Origin of the sequence: Nocardioides nanhaiensis (assembly GCF_039542785.1) — a bacterium.
In the GTDB taxonomy this organism is placed as follows: Bacteria; Actinomycetota; Actinomycetes; order Propionibacteriales; family Nocardioidaceae; genus Nocardioides; species Nocardioides nanhaiensis.
In genome coordinates this window covers 529,653-545,870 of the sequence record NZ_BAABIM010000001.1, presented here as the reverse complement: position 1 = coordinate 545,870, position 16,218 = coordinate 529,653, and the positions used below count along the sequence as shown (strand labels likewise).

Here is a 16,218-nt window from a genome sequence, read left to right as displayed (position 1 = left end):
TCAGTCCCTCCGGACCAGCCGGGCGTGCTCGAGCCAGTCGCGGGCCTTGTCGGCGTGGGCGAGGTCTATGTGCTGGCCGCGGAAGCGCACGGCCCCCTGACCCTCGGCCACCGCGCGCTCCATCGTCTCCACCAGCTCCTGGTGGTAGGCCACCTCCTCGTCGGACGGCGTGAAGACCTCGTGCACCACCGGCACGTGACTGGGATGGATCACGATCTGGCCGCGGAACCCCAGCTGCAGTCCGTAGTCGGCGAAGCTGCGCAGGCCATCGAGGTCCGCAAGGTCCTCCCAGAGCCCGGTCAGCGGGTGCAGCCCGTTCTGGCGGCAGGCGAGCAGGATGCGACTGCGCAGGTAGAGGGTCTCCGATCCCTCCGGCGACTGCCGGTAGCCGACCGCACGGGCGATGTCGGCGTGCGCCGACGTCGGCCCGATCATGGAACCGACCCGCGGCGACGCCGCGGCGATCTCGTCGCAGTTGGTGATCGCGTCGACCATCTCGACGGGGACGATCATCTCCAGCCGGCTGGCGCCGTTGCGCGCCTCGAACCAGTCGATGAGCGTCTCCCAGCGCAGGACGTCGACGCGATCCCTGATCTTCGGCGTGAAGAGCCCGTCCAGCTCGGGGCAGACGACCTCCTCCAGGTCTGCGCCGGACAGCCGGGTGGCCAGCGCGTTCGGACGCACGAACAGCCCCACGTCCGGCCTCGCGGCGCGCAGCCGCGGCAGCGTCTCGCGCACCGTGTGGCGGGCCTGCGCCTTGAGGTCGTGCGGCACGGAGTCCTCGAGGTCGAGGACGACGCAGTCGGCACCCGAGGCAAGGGCCTTCTCGGCCCACGCGGGCTTGTGGGCGGGGACGAACAGGACGGTGCGGTAGGGGCGCACTCATGCCTCCCGGGTCAGGGCGAGCCGGTCGTGGGTGTCGGAAGTGACGCCCAGCGCCCGGAGCTTGGCCTTCTGCACACGCTGCGACGGGGTCTTCGGCATCTCCGCGACGATGCGCAGGTAGCGCGGTACGGCGAACGACGGGATGCGGGACTCGCAGTGGGCGTAGAGCTCCTCGGGCGTCGGCGGCAGCCCGTCCTCGCTCAGGACCACGTAGACCATCACCTCGTCCTCACCGGCCTCGGTGTCGGCGGGCACCGCGATCACCGCGCACTCGACGACGGCGGGGTGGGCCAGCACGGAGGTCTCGAGCTCGTAGGAGCTGATGTTCTCACCGCGACGACGCAGGGCGTCCTTGAAGCGGTCGACGAAGTAGAACCAGCCCTCCTCGTCGCGCCGGAGCGCGTCACCGGTGTGGAACCACAGGTTGCGCCACGCCTCGACGGTCTTGTCCGGCATCGCGAAGTAGCCCATCGAGGAGATGAAGGGCACCTTCGGCCGGATGACCAGCTCGCCGATCTCCCCGACCGGCACCTCCTCGTCGGTCTCGGGGTCCACGAGCGCGACGTCGAACCACTCGTCGGCCGCCAGGCCGGCCGCGCCCGCGGGGCGGTCTTCGCCGTACGGGGAGATGATCGGCGCCGACGTCTCGGTGAGCCCGAAGACCTCGACGAACGCCTCGATGCCGAACCTCTCGCGCATCGGCGCGAGGATCGTCGAGGCGGTCGGGGCCGCGAACACGCAGCGCAGCGGGTTGTCGGCGTCGTCGGCGCGCGGGTCCTGCTTGTGGATGAAGTCCATCATCACGCCGATGAAGTTCGTGACGCTGACCCGGCTCTCGCGCACCTGGTCGATCCACCTGCTGGCCGAGAACCTGCTGCGCGTGACGAAGCGCGCGCCCGCCACCATCGTCGGGTAGGCGGCCATGAACTGGGCGTTGCCGTGGAACAGCGGCGTGACCGACATCCAGCAGTCGTCGGCGGTGAGCCGCACGAGCGAGACGCACTCGTCGGCGAAGAAGTACATCTGGGCGTGGGGCATCGCCACGCCCTTGCTGGGCCCGGTCGTGCCGGAGGTGAAGAGCACCGAGGCGAGGTCCTGCGGTCGGACTTCGGGGAGCGGGAGCAGGCCCTCGGTCACCTCAGGGAGCGTTGCGTCCTCGTCGAGCTCCTCCCACGGCGCGGCGTCCCAACCGGCCGCTCGCAGGGTCTGCAGCGCCTCCTCGCGGTGACCGGTGTCGATGACCCAGAACTTGCGGATCGTCTTGGCGGCCTCGGCGACAGCCACGAAGCGGGCGGCGTAGACGTCGTCGACCACGGCGAGGCTGGCCTCCACCGTGCCGACCTGGTGGGCCAGGAAGTCGTGCTCGTAGGCGGTATTGACCGGCACCTCGACCAGGCCCGCCACCGCGGTGCCGACCCAGGTGCGCACGAACTGCGAGGAGTTCTGCGCCACGAGGACGACGCGGTCGCCCTGTTCGGCGCCTGCGGCGAGCATGCTGCGACCCACCCGCTCGGCCGCACGGAGGGTCTCGGCATAGGTCCAGGTGCGGCGCTCCTCCGGGCAGTCGAGCCAGACGGCGTGGGGTCGGACCGCCGCCTGGTGGCGCAGCACGGCGGGGAGCGCCCACTGGGTGCGGTCGGTGAAGGTCGGCCGCAGGTCGCGGTAGTAGCGGAACGTCACTGGTCGGGTCCTTCCTGGGGGTCCGCTGCCGCGGCGCGCGCGCCGCGGAAGTCGGGCCGTCGCTTCTCGAGGAACGCGGTGGCGCCCTCCACCATGTCCTCGCTGCCGATCGCCTGGATGAGCATGCCCAGCCCCGAGGTCATGTTGTCCCGTGACTGGTGCCACCACTGGTTCGAGCTGACCTTGACGATCTCGAGGTAGCGCGGCGAGAGTGCGTGCACCTCGTCGGCCCAGCGTGCGACGGCGTCGTCGAGCGCCGCGGCGTCGGCGACCACCTCGTTGACCAGGCCCATGGCCAGCGCCTGCTCAGCGGTGTAGCGACGGCAGAGCATCGCCATCTCGCGTGCGCGCTTCTCGCCAATCTGCAGGCTCATCAGCTGGGTGGCGCCCAGCACAGGAGCCGACCCAACCTTCGGGCCGGTCTGGCCGAAGGTGGAGCGCTCCGTGGCGATCGCGAAGTCGCAGGCCACGACGAGCTCGTTGCCGCCACCGGCCGCTGCGCCGTCGACGGCGGCAATGACCGGCCGGGGGCAGGCCCGGATGGCGTCGAGGAGCTTGAGCGAGGTGGTGAAGAGCGCCCGCAGCTCGCGCGGGTCCGGCTCGCCGAGCTGGTCGAGGGCGCCGCCGGCGCAGAACGCGCCACCGGCACCGCGGATGACCACGACCTCGGCGTCCACCGCCCCTTCGACGGCGTCGATCATCGACCGCGCCATCTCCAGGTCGTAGGCGTTGCGCCGCTCGGGTCGGTTGATCGTGACCGTCACGATGCCCCCGCGCGTCTCTACCTCGATTGCCGCCACCGCACCCTCACCTGCCCTTCACTTCAATCTATGGTGTTGATGATCATCAATCTACGTTACGATCGAGTGACCGGCAACACCACCTGGAGGTCCACATGCGCGCAGCACTGCTGCAGGAGTTCGGCGGGCGTCCCGCTCCGGCCGACGTCGAGCTCACGTCCATCCTGCCCCAGGAGGTCCGGGTCCGGACCGCGGCGACGGGCATCTGTCACTCCGACCGCTTCGGCCAGGTGGGCGGCAACCCGACCCTCGAGATGCCGGTGGTGCTGGGCCACGAGGCGGCCGGCGAGGTCGTCGAGGTCGGCAGTGCCGTCACGACGGTGCGCGTCGGGGACCACGTGGTCGTGGCACCGGCCGGGTCCTGCGGACTGTGCCGCTGGTGCAGCCGCGGCCACGCGCAGCACTGCCAGAACCTCGCTCGCACCCGCGAGGCGGGGGCGCCATCTCGTCTCGAGGCCGACGGCCGACCGGTCACGCAGTTCGTGGGCATCGGCGCGTTCGCCGAGGAGATGCTGGTCCGCGAGTCGAGCCTGGTCGCCGTCCCGCCGGAGCTCCCGTGGGAGACCGCCGCCCTGCTGGGCTGCGCCGTCATCACCGGTCTCGGTGCGGTGCGGCACACGGCCGGCGTCGGGTTCGGCGACACCGTCGCCGTGATCGGCTGCGGCGGCGTGGGGCTCAGCGCCGTTCAGGGAGCACTCCTCGCGGGAGCCTCACGCATCATCGCGATCGACACGATGGCGTCCAAGCTCGAGGTGGCCCGCCAGCTGGGCGCCACCGACGTGGTCGACGCGTCCCGCGACGACGCCCAGGCCGCCGTCCTCGACCTGACCGGCGGGGTCGACCACGCCATCGAGGTGGTGGGTCGGCCCGCCACCGTGCAGCAGGCCTTCGGCATGCTCGGCGTCCGGGGCACCGCGACCGTGGTCGGCCTCCCACACCCCGGCGACGAGGTCGTCCTCCCGGCTACGGCCCTGCTGCAGGAGAAGCGTCTTCAGGGGTCACGCCTGGGTGGCACGTCGCTGCGCGTCGACGTCCCGCTCTACGCCGAGATGCACCTGCGCGGCAGGTTGCAGCTCGACCCGCTGCTGGGCGGCACCATCGGCCTCGACGGCCTGGCCGACGCGCTCGAGGGCATCGACTCCTCCACCGCGGCCCGCACGGTCGTCACCTTCTGACGCGGAACGAGCGAGGGCCCCGCCGGTGGCGGGCCCCTGGCTCGTTGGTCGTGCTGTTGTGCGCGCCGCGTCAGGCGGGGTGCGATCCGGTCGGAACCGCGATCGACTTCTTCTCGAGGTAGCCCAGCAGCCCCTCGGGTCCCATCTCGCGACCCACCCCGGACTGCTTGAAGCCACCGAACGGCGTGCCCCACGACTGCGGAGCGCCGTTGACGCTCACCATGCCGGTGCGCACGCGCCTGGCGACCGCCACGCCCTCCGCCACGTCGCCGCCCCACACCGACCCCGAGAGGCCGTAGGGCGAGTCGTTGGCGATGCGCACGGCGTCGTCGAGGTCGTCGTAGGTGATCACCGACATGACCGGACCGAAGATCTCCTCGCGGGCCACGCGCATGGCGTTGGTGACGCCGGTCAGCAGCGTCGGCTGCACCCAGAACCCCTCGCCCAGCTCGTCGGGCGCACTGCCGCCGACGGCCACCGTGGCCCCCTCGGTGCGGGCGACGTCGATGTAACCCTTCACCGTCTCCTGCTGGGCACGACTCACGAGCGGCCCGATGAACGTCTCCGGCGCCATCGGGTCCCCCACGACGAGGGCCTGCACGGCAGCGGCCAGCGCATCGGTGACCTCGGACTCCATCGAGCGCGGCACGAGCACCCGGGACTGGGAGATGCACAGCTGCCCGTTGACGCTGAACGCCATCGGGATCAGGGCGGCCGCCATCGCCTCGACGTCGGCACCGGGCAGCACGATGGCGGCTGACTTGCCGCCGAGCTCGAGGGTCACCCGCGCGACCCGGTCGGCCGCCGTGCGCATGATGTGCTTGCCGACCTGGGTGCTGCCGGTGAAGGCGAGCTTGTCGACCTCGGGGTGGGCGATGAGCGCCTCGCCGGCGTCGCGGCCGGCCGGCAGGATCGAGAGCACGCCCGCAGGCAGTCCTGCCTCGGCGAGCGCCTCCCCGAGGGCCATGACCGTGAGCGGGGTCTGCGTGGCCGGCTTGACCACCACCGAGCACCCGGCGGCCAGCGCCGGCGCCACCTTGATGGTCGGCGAGCTGAGCGGGCCGTTCCACGGGGTGATGGCCCCGACGACGCCGACGGGCTCCTCCACGACGATGCTGGTGTTCGTGCCGTCGGTGCGCACCTCGTCGAAGTCGCGCTGCTCGACGAGGTCGGCGTAGTAGCGCAGGTGGCGCACCGGGTTCGGCACGTGGGCGCGCTCGGAGAACCACAGTGGGCACCCCAGCTCGCTGGTGAGCGTCCGTGCGAGCTCGGGCAGACGCTTCTCGATCAGTCCGGCCGCGTCGCGCAGGACTGCGGCCCGCGCCGCGGCACTCGTCTCGCGCCACTCGCCCTGCTCGAAGCTCTCCCGCGCCAGGCCCACGGCCCGGTCCATGTCGGCCGGGTTCGCCAGCTGCACGGTGGCGACGGTCGCCAGTCCTGCGGGGTTGACCACCTCGCCCACGTTTTCGCCCGCTGAGTCCTCCCAGCGCCCGCCCATCCAGAGCTGTTGGGTTGTCATGGGTGCATCCTTCCCTCGTCTTCGTCGTGTCGATGGCGGTCCGGGAGGTCGCCGGGGTCAGCGGGCCACCCCCGGACCAGGTCGGTCCGGACGAGCGGCTCGATGCGCTTGCGCACGAACAGCGGCCGGTCAGCGTCGAGCTCCACCACGTCGTGGTAGTGACCCCAGGCGACTCCCGATGCCCCCACCCTGCGGAGGATGGCCAGGAAGCTGCTGACGAGCCAGACCCGGCTCCCCGACACCTGCACGACGCGGATGTTCGTGACGACGTGGTGAGTCGACGCGGCTGCCGCCGCCGCACCCGCCAGGACGAACTCGATACCCGCGCGCCCTTGATGCACGCCGTCCGGCAGCTCGAGCACTCCGTCCTCGGTGAACAGCGCTCCGACCGAGCCGCCGCCCACACCGTCGAGCCGTGCTGCGTACTCGTGGAGCAGCTGCGTAGCAGCCCGCTCCACCTCGATGCGCCGCACACGCTGGTCGAGCTCGGTCAGGGGGTTCTTCATACCTGCTTCTCACCGTCCCGGGAGTGGTGTCGCGGGCGGGCGGGGGGGCTCCCCGCCCGCCCGGGCTGTGCGCTGCGTCAGGACGGACGCTGGCTGCTGAGCACGTCCTGCAGCTGCTCGAAGTAGGCCGTCAGGTCCGGCGTCCCGTTGGCGTACCAGTCCTGGTAGCCGGTGTAGTCGACGTCGACCCCCTCGATGCCCAGCCCCTCGACCTGCTCCGCCCATGCGTCCTCGGCCGCGACCAGCGCGTCTGCCAGCTCGGGGTTGTCGCCGCGAACCTCCTCGAGGGCGGCGTCGTTGACGCCAGCGATGACCTCCTGGGCAGCCGGGTCGAGCTGGACGACCTCGCCATCGGCGTCGGCGATGGCGGTGAGCCCGGCGTCGATGTTCTCCCAGGTGGCCTCGAAGTTGGCCTGGAGCACCACATCCATGCGGTCCTGCAGGAGCTGCTGGGCAGCCAGCGGGAGCTGCTCCCACGTGGCGAGGCTGATGGCGAACGTGCCACCCGGGGCAGCCATGCCCTCATCGGGCGCGTAGGAGAAGTAGGGCGCCGCGGGGATGAAGCCGCCGAGCGACGAGGTCGTCATCGACGACGCCGCACAGTCGACGACGCCGCGCTCGAGGCTCTCGAACATCTCCGCGTAAGAGATGGTCGAGGGCGACATGCCGAGCGCCTCGGCCTGCAGGTTCTGGATGCGACTCTGGCTGGCCACGGTGCGGCCGGCGAAGTCGTCCTCCGTGGTGGCCGGCTCGACGCAGTCCCAGAAGTAGGAGCCGCTGCCGAAAGTCGGGAGCAGGGCGTGCAGGCCGTTCTCCTCGAACTCCTGCTGGACGGCGTCGCTCTCGACCGCGGTCTGGATCATGGCGCCGTGCCACTGCAGCAGCCCCTCGACCGGCTCCTGGGAGCCGATGAAGGAGAGGTCCCACAGGGCGTTGTTGACCGGGAACTTCGAGGGCTCCAGTGCCGCGATCACCGAGCCCACGTCGAGGCGCCCGTCGACGAGGGCGTCATCGACCTCGGGCACCGGCGCAATGGCGTTCGCGTAGGCGATCTCGAAGCTGATCTTGCCCCCCGACCACTCCTCGACGGCAGCGGCGTAGTCCTCGAAGCGGCGGCCGGTGGCCGCGCCCTGCGGCGCCGTGCTCTGCATCTGCAGGGTCACCGGGTCCATGTCCGCCAGGGCGTCGACATAGGTCTCCTGGTCGGCACCGACCGGGACGCTCTCGCCACCCCCGTTGCCCGCCCCGCTGCTGCCGCTGCTCTCGGCGCAACCGGCGAGACCGAGGGCCAGCACCGACGCCGCCACCAGGCTGCCGGCGGTGCGCAAGCTCGTGTTCTTCATGTTCGTGCTCCTCCGTGGAAGGTGACCGTTACCACAGCCACTTCGCTCATAATCATGATAATGATCTGACGTGTCAAGAACTTTCACGGGTCATCTCGCCGTGGCGTGCCGTCGCCAGAAGCGCAGGCGTCCATCGGTGCGAACCAGCTGGTCCGCGTAGCTGCCCACGACGGCCACCCGGTAGCCGGTCTCGTCACGCTGGTGGATGACGAAGTGGGAGCGGACGTCGATCACACCGTCCCGCTCCCCCACGACCTCGATGTTGGTGCAGGTGTGGAGCAGGTCGCGCCGCGGGTGGTCACGCACCCACGTCTCCAGCTCGGCACGACCTCGCAGGTCCGGTCGACCCGGACCCGTCGAGACGCCGTCCTCGTGGAAGAGATGCGCCCACCCCACCGCGTCACAGCGATCGATGGCGTGCCCGTAGGCGGCCAGCAGCTGGTGCACCTCTGCGGCCAGCTGGAGGTTGACCACGCTCAGCTGCCGCCGCCGGCCATGTCCGGGATCGCGGTCGCGATCTCGGGGAAGAAGATGAGCACGAGGGTGACCACGATGGCCATCGGCATGAACCACCACACGGCGGCGAACACGTCCCCGAGGGTGATCTTCTGCCCCTGGTTGACCTCGGGCTCCCGGGTGATCGAGTGGATGATGAAGGCCAGGATGCCGACCGGTGGCGTCACCACGGCGAGCTCGCCCATGAACACGGCGAAGACGCCGTACCAGAGCAGGGAGATGTCCAGCGCGGCCAACGTCGGGAGGAGGATCGGGACCGTCAGCATCAACATCGGCAGCGGCTCCATGAAGGTGCCCAGCACGATGTAGACGAGCGTCATCAGCAGCAGGAACTCCACCCGTCCCAGATCCATGCCCTGCACGACGTCGGCGAAGCCGGTGCTGATCCCGGTGAGGGAGAACATCCGCGAGAGCGCCTCGACGCCGATCAGCATGAGGAAGATCGCGCCGACGCTGCTGACGGTCGCCATCGAGGCCTCGGCCACCGCGCGCCACGGACCGCTGCGCGCACGCCACACGACAGTGACCAACAGCGAGACAACCGCTGCGACGGCACCCGCCTCGGTCGCTGTGAAGAAGCCCGCGAAGGTCCCGACGACGATGACAGCCACGATCACGGGGATCGGCCAGATCCGGACGAGCGACATGACTCGCTCTCGGGCTCCGACCGGGGCCGCCGCTGCCGCAGCCGCGGCCTCGGGCTGGGTGCGTGCCCATCGCAGCGAGAAGAGCACGATCATGATGCTGAACAGGACGGCCACGAGGATCCCAGGACCGATGCCCGCGAGAAGCTGGGGGCCGATGGGCACCTCGGCGATGCCGGCGTAGATGACCAGCATGATGCTGGGCGGGATCAGCTGCCCTGGCAGACCTGCGACCACGACTGCTCCGATGGCCAGCCGCTTGTCGTAGCCGGCCTTGAGCATCTCGGGGATGCCGATGCGTGCGAGCGCGTACGTGGTCCCGACCGAGGAGCCGCTCACCGACGCCAGGCCGGCGCCCGCCACGTTCGTCCCGACGGCGAGGCCGCCGGGCATCCAGCCCAGCCAGTGCCGGCCGGCCACGTAGAGGCTCTCCGTCAATCCGGCCCTCCAGAGGAGCAGGCCCATGAGGATGAACATGGGGATCACGCTCAGCGTCCAGCTCGCCACCTGGATGTAGGGCAAGGTGGCCAGCTGGCTCTCCACGAGCAGGGAACCGCGCAGCGCGTACATACCGAGCAGGCTTGGCACCAGCATCGCCATGGCGACGGGCATGCGCATGAAGATCAGTGCCAGCATCATCAAGCAGGCGAACCCTCCGATCGCTTGCGGAACGAGCGGCAGGAACATCGCGACGCCACTGCCCACGACCACCAGCACGGTGACGGCGAGCAGGATCCACGACCGCGCCGAGTCAGGCTTTCGCACCACCGGCGACTCGGTGGGCCGAACGGGCCCCTGCGCGCCGGCGGTGGGGCCTTGGGCGCCGTCGGCCACGGCAGGGCTCTGCAGGTCGGTCATCGGGACGCTCCCTCGGCGTTGGCGATCTCGTCGAGCACTGACTCGTCGTCCCCGACCACGTCGCGCCCACGGACCAGCTGCACGGCCTGGGCCGCCAGCTGCAGCGCCAGCAGCGCAAAGACGAGCGGGACGAGGAACACGACCGGCCAGACCGGGACCGTGCTGACCCCGGCCGTCCTACGCGTCTCGAGTGCCGAGAGAGCCTCGGGCCAGGAGAACCACGTGACCGCGACGCACACGACCGCAGAGACGAGGAGGAGGAACCCCAGCACCCACGCTCGCGCCGCGATGGGCAGCCGCTCGTAGATGAGGTCCGCGGCAATATGCTGGCCGCGGGCCTGCGCAGCGACGAATCCCAGGAGCGCCACGATGGGCAGGTACCAGTACTGCACGATCTCGAGCGTGTTCGGCAGGGGATGGTCGAGCAGTGAGCGCGAGAGCGCATTCGCCGTGACGTGACCCATCATGGCGAACACGACGATGACCGCAGGCACCTCGATGACGCGTTCGAGGACCTTGCCCGAGCGGCCGGACTGGGACGACTTCATGCCTGCACCTTCCGTGCGATTGATACGCATGAATGACGGTAGTGCGTCAGGTCACATCGCACAAGCGCTACTCACGCACCGCATTGCCGATGGGCGTTTCTCTATCGAACGCGTGACAACGCCAAGAGTTCGGCGCCCCCTCATGCCTCCTGTGAAGACGTGGCGGTGGTCGATCCCGAACACGATTCGTTGCCGTAGCTGAACCCTGCTTCGCGCCTGGAACGCAACGGGCCCTGTGTCCGAGGTAAGACCAACCCGTGCGGGTTTCTCGCCAATAAATCGCCATCTGCGACGCGCCACGAACGATGAGACCAGCCGCAATGCGCGTTCCCGCAGGTCAGAGGGGGTGATCGGAGCCGCCTGTCGGAATCGAACCGACGACCTTCTCATTACGAGTGAGACGCTCTACCGACTGAGCTAAGGCGGCGGGTGGCTCACCCCAGCGTGCGGGTGTGACAACCGACGAGGAGGATAACGGAGCACAGGAGCAGGGCGCCAAATGGCGTCCTGTACGAGCACCACCAGACCCCAGGAGGCCCGCCGTGCGAGGTCCACGCGTGCTCGCGATCGTGCAGGCCGGCGGGGCCGGCGGCCGGATGGAGGTGCTCACCCGCGAGCGCGCCAAGCCGGCCCTCTCCTTCGCCGGCGCCTACCAGCTCATCGACTTCCCGCTCTCCATTCTCACCCACAGCGGCATCAGCGACGTGTGGCTCTCGGTGCAGTTCCTCGGCGCCACGCTCGAGGAGCAGGTGGCCAACGGCCGGCCGTGGGACCTGGACCGCACCCGCGGCGGCCTGCGGCTGCTGATGCCCGAGGAGGGCACCGGCGGGCTCGACGAGGAGGGGTTCGCCCGCGGCAACGCCGACCAGCTCTTCCGGCTGCGCGACCAGGTCAGCGCCTTCGACCCCGACGTGCTGGTGGTGCTGAGCGCCGACCACGTCTACTCCTACGACGTCTCCGAGCTGGTGGAGGCGCACCTGGAGGCGGGCGCCGAGGCGACCCTGCTGACCACCCGCACGCCCTCCGGTGACGACGCCCGCGACCATGCCGTCGTCGAGACTGCGGACGGCAATGGCGGGGGCCGGGTGACGGGCTTCGCCTACAAGCCCGACGAGCCGGCCACCGACGTCATCGCCACCGAGGTGATCGCCTACGACCCGCGCGTGCTGCGGGAGGTCCTGGAGGAGCTGCACCGCGAGCTCGGCGCCGACGCCGAGGAGGGCGACACGGGGCTCGGCGACTTCGGTGACCACCTGGTGCCGCGGCTGCTGGAGCGCGGGCGGGTGCACGCGGTGCCGCTGGAGGGCTACTGGCGCGACGTCGGCCAGCCGCACCTGTACCTGCGCGCCCACCAGGAGCTGCAGGCCGAGGGCCGCGGCGTGCTCGACGTGCCCGGCTGGCCGATCCTCAGCCGCCAGCCGCAACGCTCCCCCGCTCGTCTGCTGCAGGGTTCGGAGGTCGTCGACAGCCTGGTGAGCCCCGGCTGCCGGGTGGCCGGGCGCGTGGTGCGCAGCACGCTCGGCCCCGGCGTCGAGGTGCACGCGGGGGCGAGCGTCGTGGACTCCGTCGTGATGGCCGGCACCGTCGTGCACGGCGGCGCGCACGTGGCGAGGTCGATCATCGACACCCGCTGCGAGGTCGGCGAGGGCGCGCGTGTGGGGTCGGAGCAGGCGAGCCTGGACGACGCCGAGCAGCTCACGCTCGTGGGTCGCGACTCACGCATCGCCGCGGGCGCGGTCGTCGCGGCCGGCGCACGGCTGGAGCCGGGCACCACCGCCTGACCGCCTGACCGACCGCCGGCCGGTCGGCCGCCGACGTCAGCGAGAGCGCTTGGCGCCCTTCTGCGGGCGGACGACGAGCACCGGGCACGGCGCGTCGTTCATCACCCGGTGCGAGACCGACCCCAGCAGCAGCGAGCCCAGCGTGCCGCTGCGGTTGGCCACCACCAGCAGCTGCGCGTCGAGGGTCCGGGCCGCCTTGACCAGCTCCCCGGCGGGCGAGCCGCTGCGCACCTGCGTGGTGATCTCCGGTCCCCAGTCGGCCAGCAGCTCGGCGAGGGTGGCCACCGCCTTCTCGGCCGACCGGCGGAACGAGAGCTCCTCCAGCGACCCCGACGGCGAGTCGTCGGCGAAGGGCACGGCGGCCAGCGGACTCACGACCGCCACCACGGTCACCTTCGTGACGCTGGCGGGGTTCGCCAGCGAGCGCAGGTAGGCGGCGGCCTCGCGGGCCTGGGCGGAGCCGTCGGTGGCGACGATGACGTGCACGGGGATCTCCTCGGGACGGCGGGTGGTGGACGGTGTCGGCGCGTGGGCGCCGGGCTCAGACCTCGAGGGCCTCGGCGTCGATCGGCGGCGGGTCGCCCTTCGTGAACAGGTTGTTGACGAAGTACAGGGCCACGCCGATGGCCAGCATCACCGAGCAGTAGGTGATGGAAGTGGGGTCGGTGGCGGCGGTGTAGACGAGCAGCCCCGCGTTGGCCACGACGCCGGTGACCAGCAGCGCCGTCGGCGCGGTGTAGTGCTCGTGGCCCACCGAGCTCTTGCGCAGCACGAGGGCGGAGAGGCAGACCATGCCGTAGACGGTGATCAGGAACAGCACGGTCACGTTGGCCAGGGTGTTGACGTCGGCGGTGAGCAGCAGCAGCACCACGCAGGCGGCGGTGAAGACGATGGCGATCCACGGGGTGCGCCGGGTGGCGTGCGTGCGGGCGAACAGCCGGGGCACCACGCCCTGGCGAGCCATGCCGTACATGATCCGCGACTGGGCGACCATCGTGACCAGTGCCGTGTTGGTGACCGCCACCAGCGCGATCGCGGAGAACACGACCGCGGGCACGGGCAGCGGGCCGGCGTTGACGACGTCGAGCAGGTTGCCGTCGGCACCGCCGTTCTCCTGCAGGGTCTCGATCGGGGTGACCATCGAGGCGATGAACGCGATGGCGAGGTAGAGCACGCCGGCCAGCGTCATGCCGCCCAGCAGCGCCTTGGGGTAGACCTTGCTGGGGTTCTGCACCTCCTCGGCGACGTTGGCGGCGTTCTCGAAGCCGGTCATGGCGAAGAACGCGACGGCCGCGCCGCCCAGCACCACCAGCGCCGGGTTGCCGTCGTTGAGCTCGAAGGGCTGGGAGAGGTTGGCGTCGCCCGAGCCCAGCACCATCGCGCCGATGACCAGGATGATGATCAGCCCGGTGGTCTCGATGACGGTCATCACCATGTTGGTGATCACCGACTCCGAGATGCCGCGGAAGTTGAGCGCCGAGAGGGCGACGACGAAGCCGATCGCGATCAGCGCGATGACGCCGTCGCCGTACTCGAGCCCGAAGACGCCCTTGAAGTAGTCGCCGGCGAAGACCTGGGCGAGGGCTCCCGCCGCGGCGATCGTCGCGGCCAGCAGGCAGAAGGTGACCACGAAGGTGAAGAGCCGGTTGCCGAAGGCCTTGTGCACGTAGAGAGCTGCTCCCGCGGCCTGCGGGTACTTGGTGATCAGCTCGGCGTAGGCGAACCCGGTCAGCAGCGCCACGGAGACGCCCACCAGGAACGCCATCCAGAAGGCGCCGCCCACCTCGAAGGCCATCACGCCGATGAGGGCGTAGATGCCGGAGCCGAGCACGTCGCCCAGCACGTAGAAGAAGAGCATGCGGCCGGTGATGGCCCGCTCGAGCTCCTCGGTCTGGGCCGCGGGCGCTGAACCGCCCGGGCCGCCTGCAGGTGCCTGCGTCATGGGTGCCCTCCGAGGCTGGGTGTGTGACCTACCAGAGCAGGTAACCCCTCCCGGGGCGCGGCAACACGCCGCGCGGCACGACCCTCACCCCCGACCCAGGGGGGAGTCGGGGGTGACGGACAGGCGAGTGCCGCTCAGGCGGCGACGGGGGTGCGACGCCGCGAGCCGCCGCGGGCCTCGCTGCGCGCGGGGTTCATCAGCTGGGTCTGCTCGGAGCCGCACCAGCAGGTGAAGGAGAGCTCGATGCCGTCCTCGGTGTGCGTCATCGCGCTCACCTGGCTCGGGAACACCAGCACACGGGCGGCACAGGTGGGGCAGTGGTGGTCGAACATCGGGGCCTCCCTCGGGCGGTGGGGGACGCACGGTCATGCGTCGCTCGGTGACTCCATCCTGACGGATCGCCAGCACCAGGGGTAGCCTCTCTTTCCGAGACAAACCACAGGGGATACCTATGCTTTCGCTGCACCAGCTGCGCTGCTTCCTGGCCACCTACGAGCACGGCTCCATCACGGGAGCCGCCGAGGAGCTCGGCTACGCCCAGCCCAGCGTCTCCGAGCAGGTGCGCGCCCTGGAGAAGTCGCTCGGCGCCACGCTCTTCCGCCGGGTGGGGCGGGGGGTGGTGCCCACCACCCTCGCCGACACCCTGCGACCGCACGCCGAGCGCACCCTGGCCTCGGCGGAGGAGGCGCGTCGCGCCGTCCAGGGCGCCGTGGCGCTGGAGAGCGGCACCGTGCGGTTCGGCATGTTCGGCATCGCCCGGCTCTACGCCGGCGCCGAGATCGTGGCCGAGGTGCTGGACCGCTACCCCGGCGTGCGCGTCGAGCTGGTGGGCCAGAACTCGGTCGAGGTCCAGGAGATGCTGCGCCGCGGCCGGCTCGAGGCGGCGCTGGTCGCCGTCGCGCACCTGGAGAGCGAGGGGCTGGTGGTCACGCCGGTGGCGCGCGACGAGCTGGTCTACGTCTCCGCCGACCACGAGAACCTGCGGCAGCCGATCACCGCCGCGCGGCTGGCCAGGGCCACGCTGGTGATGCCCGAGACCAGCTGGCGCTCGGTCGACTCGGTGCGCACCGTGCTGCGGGGCTTCCTGCACGAGGCCGGTCACAACCCACCCACCCGCATCGAGGTGGAGGACCTCGAGGTCGCCGTCGAGCTGGTGGCCCGCGGCTACGCCGACTCCGTGCTCCCCCGCGCCGCCGCCGAGCAGCTGCTGCCACGGCTCGCGCCCGGCGTCGGCTACGTGTCGCTGCGCCCGCGCCAGTGGGACGTGATGGCGATCGTCCACCGCGCCGGCGCCACGCTCTCCCCCGCCGCGCAGGTGCTCATCGAGGTCGCCACCCGGCACGTGCAGGAGGTCACGGGCTGAGCCGGAGCGCCTGCCTCGGGAGGGTGTCCCCGCGCCCCGTGCTGGCGGCGTAGGAGCGGTCGACGGCGAGCAGCAGCTGCTCCAGCGCCGCCGCCCGCGCGGCTGGCGGCGCGCCGGCGAGCGGGCCGTCGAGGTTGAGCACCGAGAAGCCGTGCACCAGCGACCAGCAGGTGACGTCGGCGCCCTCGCGCGCCTGCGGCGCGAGGAAGCCCACCTCGACCATCTCGTCGAGCACCTGGCAGAGCAGGAGGTAGGGCCCCTCGGTCAGCATCGCCCCGGCCACCGCACCCTCGGGATCGGCGGTGAAGGCGACCCGGAACAGTCCGGGCTCGGTCAGCGCGAACTCCACGTAGGCCCGCCCCACGGCGGCCAGGCGCAACCGCGCCCGGAGCACCGGCTCCGCCTCGGCGACCTCGTCCACCTCCCCCAGCCGCACCCGCATCGCGGTCACGAGCTGCTCCATCGCGTGGGCGGCGACCTCGGCGACCAGGTCCTCGCGGTCGGCGAAGTGCCGGTAGGCGGCGTTGTGACTGACCCCGACGCGACGCGCCAGCTCGCGCAGGCCCAGACCCGCCGGCCCGCGCTCCCGCGCCGCCGCGATCGCCTCCTCCACCAGCGCCTCCCGGAGGCGACCGTGGTGGTAGGAGCTGCCGGTCAT

Annotated in this window: 16 protein-coding genes and 1 tRNA gene; 3 read left to right on the top strand and 14 right to left on the bottom strand. The window is 71.0% G+C overall.

Annotated features, from left to right (window positions below; all coding sequences use genetic code 11):
* From ABD948_RS02595 to ABD948_RS02585, 3 genes are read right to left on the bottom strand one after another with little or no spacing between them, the layout of a single operon-like run.
* A complete protein-coding gene (locus ABD948_RS02595) occupies positions 1–882 on the bottom strand; it encodes an HpcH/HpaI aldolase/citrate lyase family protein (RefSeq protein WP_345262488.1) in 882 nt (293 codons plus the stop codon).
* Complete coding sequence (locus ABD948_RS02590; RefSeq protein ID WP_345262487.1) at positions 883–2,565, bottom strand: AMP-binding protein; 1,683 nt, start codon at positions 2,563–2,565, stop codon at positions 883–885.
* Positions 2,562–3,365, bottom strand: coding sequence for an enoyl-CoA hydratase/isomerase family protein (locus ABD948_RS02585; protein WP_345262486.1), 804 nt, complete (start codon positions 3,363–3,365; stop codon positions 2,562–2,564). Before ABD948_RS02585 ends, ABD948_RS02590 begins: the two co-directional genes overlap by 4 nt.
* 95 nt (positions 3,366–3,460) lie before the next feature.
* Between ABD948_RS02585 and ABD948_RS02580 the strand changes: the two genes are divergently transcribed.
* Entirely contained in the window at positions 3,461–4,540 is a 1,080-nt protein-coding gene (locus ABD948_RS02580; RefSeq protein ID WP_345262485.1) for a zinc-binding dehydrogenase, read from the top strand.
* 70 nt (positions 4,541–4,610) lie between these two features.
* On the opposite strand, the gene ABD948_RS02575 is transcribed toward ABD948_RS02580, so the two are convergent.
* From ABD948_RS02575 to ABD948_RS02545, 7 genes are all read right to left on the bottom strand, one after another.
* The gene (locus ABD948_RS02575) at positions 4,611–6,059 is read right to left on the bottom strand and encodes an aldehyde dehydrogenase (RefSeq protein ID WP_345262484.1); all 1,449 of its coding nucleotides are present in this window, start codon (positions 6,057–6,059) and stop codon (positions 4,611–4,613) included.
* Positions 6,056–6,532 carry a nuclear transport factor 2 family protein gene (locus tag ABD948_RS02570; protein ID WP_345262483.1) on the bottom strand — a complete coding sequence of 159 codons (477 nt, stop codon included), beginning with the start codon at positions 6,530–6,532 and terminating at the stop codon, positions 6,056–6,058. The genes ABD948_RS02575 and ABD948_RS02570 overlap by 4 nt, the downstream gene beginning before the upstream one ends.
* A 110-nt stretch (positions 6,533–6,642) precedes the next feature.
* Positions 6,643–7,908 (bottom strand): TRAP transporter substrate-binding protein DctP, encoded by a 1,266-nt coding sequence (dctP, locus tag ABD948_RS02565; RefSeq protein ID WP_345262482.1) that lies wholly within the window; start codon positions 7,906–7,908, stop codon positions 6,643–6,645.
* Positions 7,909–7,998: 90 nt separating this feature from the next.
* Positions 7,999–8,382: a nuclear transport factor 2 family protein gene (locus ABD948_RS02560; RefSeq protein WP_345262481.1), complete on the bottom strand. Its 384-nt coding sequence runs from the start codon at positions 8,380–8,382 to the stop codon at positions 7,999–8,001.
* A gap of 2 nt (positions 8,383–8,384) precedes the next feature.
* On the bottom strand, positions 8,385–9,926 hold the full coding sequence (locus ABD948_RS02555) for a TRAP transporter large permease (protein ID WP_345262480.1): 1,542 nt from the start codon (positions 9,924–9,926) through the stop codon (positions 8,385–8,387).
* Complete coding sequence (locus tag ABD948_RS02550) at positions 9,923–10,474, bottom strand: TRAP transporter small permease (RefSeq protein WP_345262479.1); 552 nt, start codon at positions 10,472–10,474, stop codon at positions 9,923–9,925. Before ABD948_RS02550 ends, ABD948_RS02555 begins: the two co-directional genes overlap by 4 nt.
* 354 nt (positions 10,475–10,828) lie before the next feature.
* A tRNA-Thr gene (locus tag ABD948_RS02545) sits at positions 10,829–10,901 on the bottom strand.
* Between the two features lie 115 nt (positions 10,902–11,016).
* On the opposite strand from ABD948_RS02545, the gene ABD948_RS02540 reads away from it, so the two are divergent.
* Positions 11,017–12,255: a glucose-1-phosphate adenylyltransferase family protein gene (locus tag ABD948_RS02540; protein WP_345262478.1), complete on the top strand. Its 1,239-nt coding sequence runs from the start codon at positions 11,017–11,019 to the stop codon at positions 12,253–12,255.
* Positions 12,256–12,291: 36 nt separating this feature from the next.
* Here ABD948_RS02540 and ABD948_RS02535 read toward each other — a convergent pair whose 3' ends face one another.
* The 3 genes from ABD948_RS02535 to ABD948_RS02525 form a co-directional block, all read right to left on the bottom strand.
* On the bottom strand, positions 12,292–12,741 hold the full coding sequence (locus tag ABD948_RS02535) for a universal stress protein (protein ID WP_345262477.1): 450 nt from the start codon (positions 12,739–12,741) through the stop codon (positions 12,292–12,294).
* Between the two features lie 55 nt (positions 12,742–12,796).
* Positions 12,797–14,197, bottom strand: a complete 1,401-nt coding sequence (locus ABD948_RS02530) for an APC family permease (protein WP_345262476.1) — start codon at positions 14,195–14,197, stop codon at positions 12,797–12,799.
* A gap of 134 nt (positions 14,198–14,331) precedes the next feature.
* Entirely contained in the window at positions 14,332–14,529 is a 198-nt protein-coding gene (locus tag ABD948_RS02525) for a hypothetical protein (protein ID WP_345262475.1), read from the bottom strand.
* A gap of 119 nt (positions 14,530–14,648) precedes the next feature.
* Between ABD948_RS02525 and ABD948_RS02520 the strand changes: the two genes are divergently transcribed.
* Positions 14,649–15,560, top strand: coding sequence for a LysR family transcriptional regulator (locus tag ABD948_RS02520; protein WP_345262474.1), 912 nt, complete (start codon positions 14,649–14,651; stop codon positions 15,558–15,560).
* On the opposite strand, the gene ABD948_RS02515 is transcribed toward ABD948_RS02520, so the two are convergent.
* A complete protein-coding gene (locus ABD948_RS02515; protein WP_345262473.1) occupies positions 15,550–16,218 on the bottom strand; it encodes a TetR/AcrR family transcriptional regulator in 669 nt (222 codons plus the stop codon). The genes ABD948_RS02520 and ABD948_RS02515 overlap by 11 nt on opposite strands.

Coding starts and splice junctions, on each gene's coding strand:
- ABD948_RS02580 (WP_345262485.1), top strand. CDS start 3,461: ATGCGCGCAGCACTGCTGCAGGAGTTCGGCGGGCGTCCCGCTCCGGCC.
- ABD948_RS02525 (WP_345262475.1), bottom strand. CDS start 14,529: ATGTTCGACCACCACTGCCCCACCTGTGCCGCCCGTGTGCTGGTGTTC.
- ABD948_RS02575 (WP_345262484.1), bottom strand. CDS start 6,059: ATGACAACCCAACAGCTCTGGATGGGCGGGCGCTGGGAGGACTCAGCG.
- ABD948_RS02550 (WP_345262479.1), bottom strand. CDS start 10,474: ATGAAGTCGTCCCAGTCCGGCCGCTCGGGCAAGGTCCTCGAACGCGTC.
- ABD948_RS02530 (WP_345262476.1), bottom strand. CDS start 14,197: ATGACGCAGGCACCTGCAGGCGGCCCGGGCGGTTCAGCGCCCGCGGCC.
- dctP (WP_345262482.1), bottom strand. CDS start 7,908: ATGAAGAACACGAGCTTGCGCACCGCCGGCAGCCTGGTGGCGGCGTCG.
- ABD948_RS02555 (WP_345262480.1), bottom strand. CDS start 9,926: ATGACCGACCTGCAGAGCCCTGCCGTGGCCGACGGCGCCCAAGGCCCC.
- ABD948_RS02515 (WP_345262473.1), bottom strand. CDS start 16,218: ATGACCGGCAGCTCCTACCACCACGGTCGCCTCCGGGAGGCGCTGGTG.
- ABD948_RS02520 (WP_345262474.1), top strand. CDS start 14,649: ATGCTTTCGCTGCACCAGCTGCGCTGCTTCCTGGCCACCTACGAGCAC.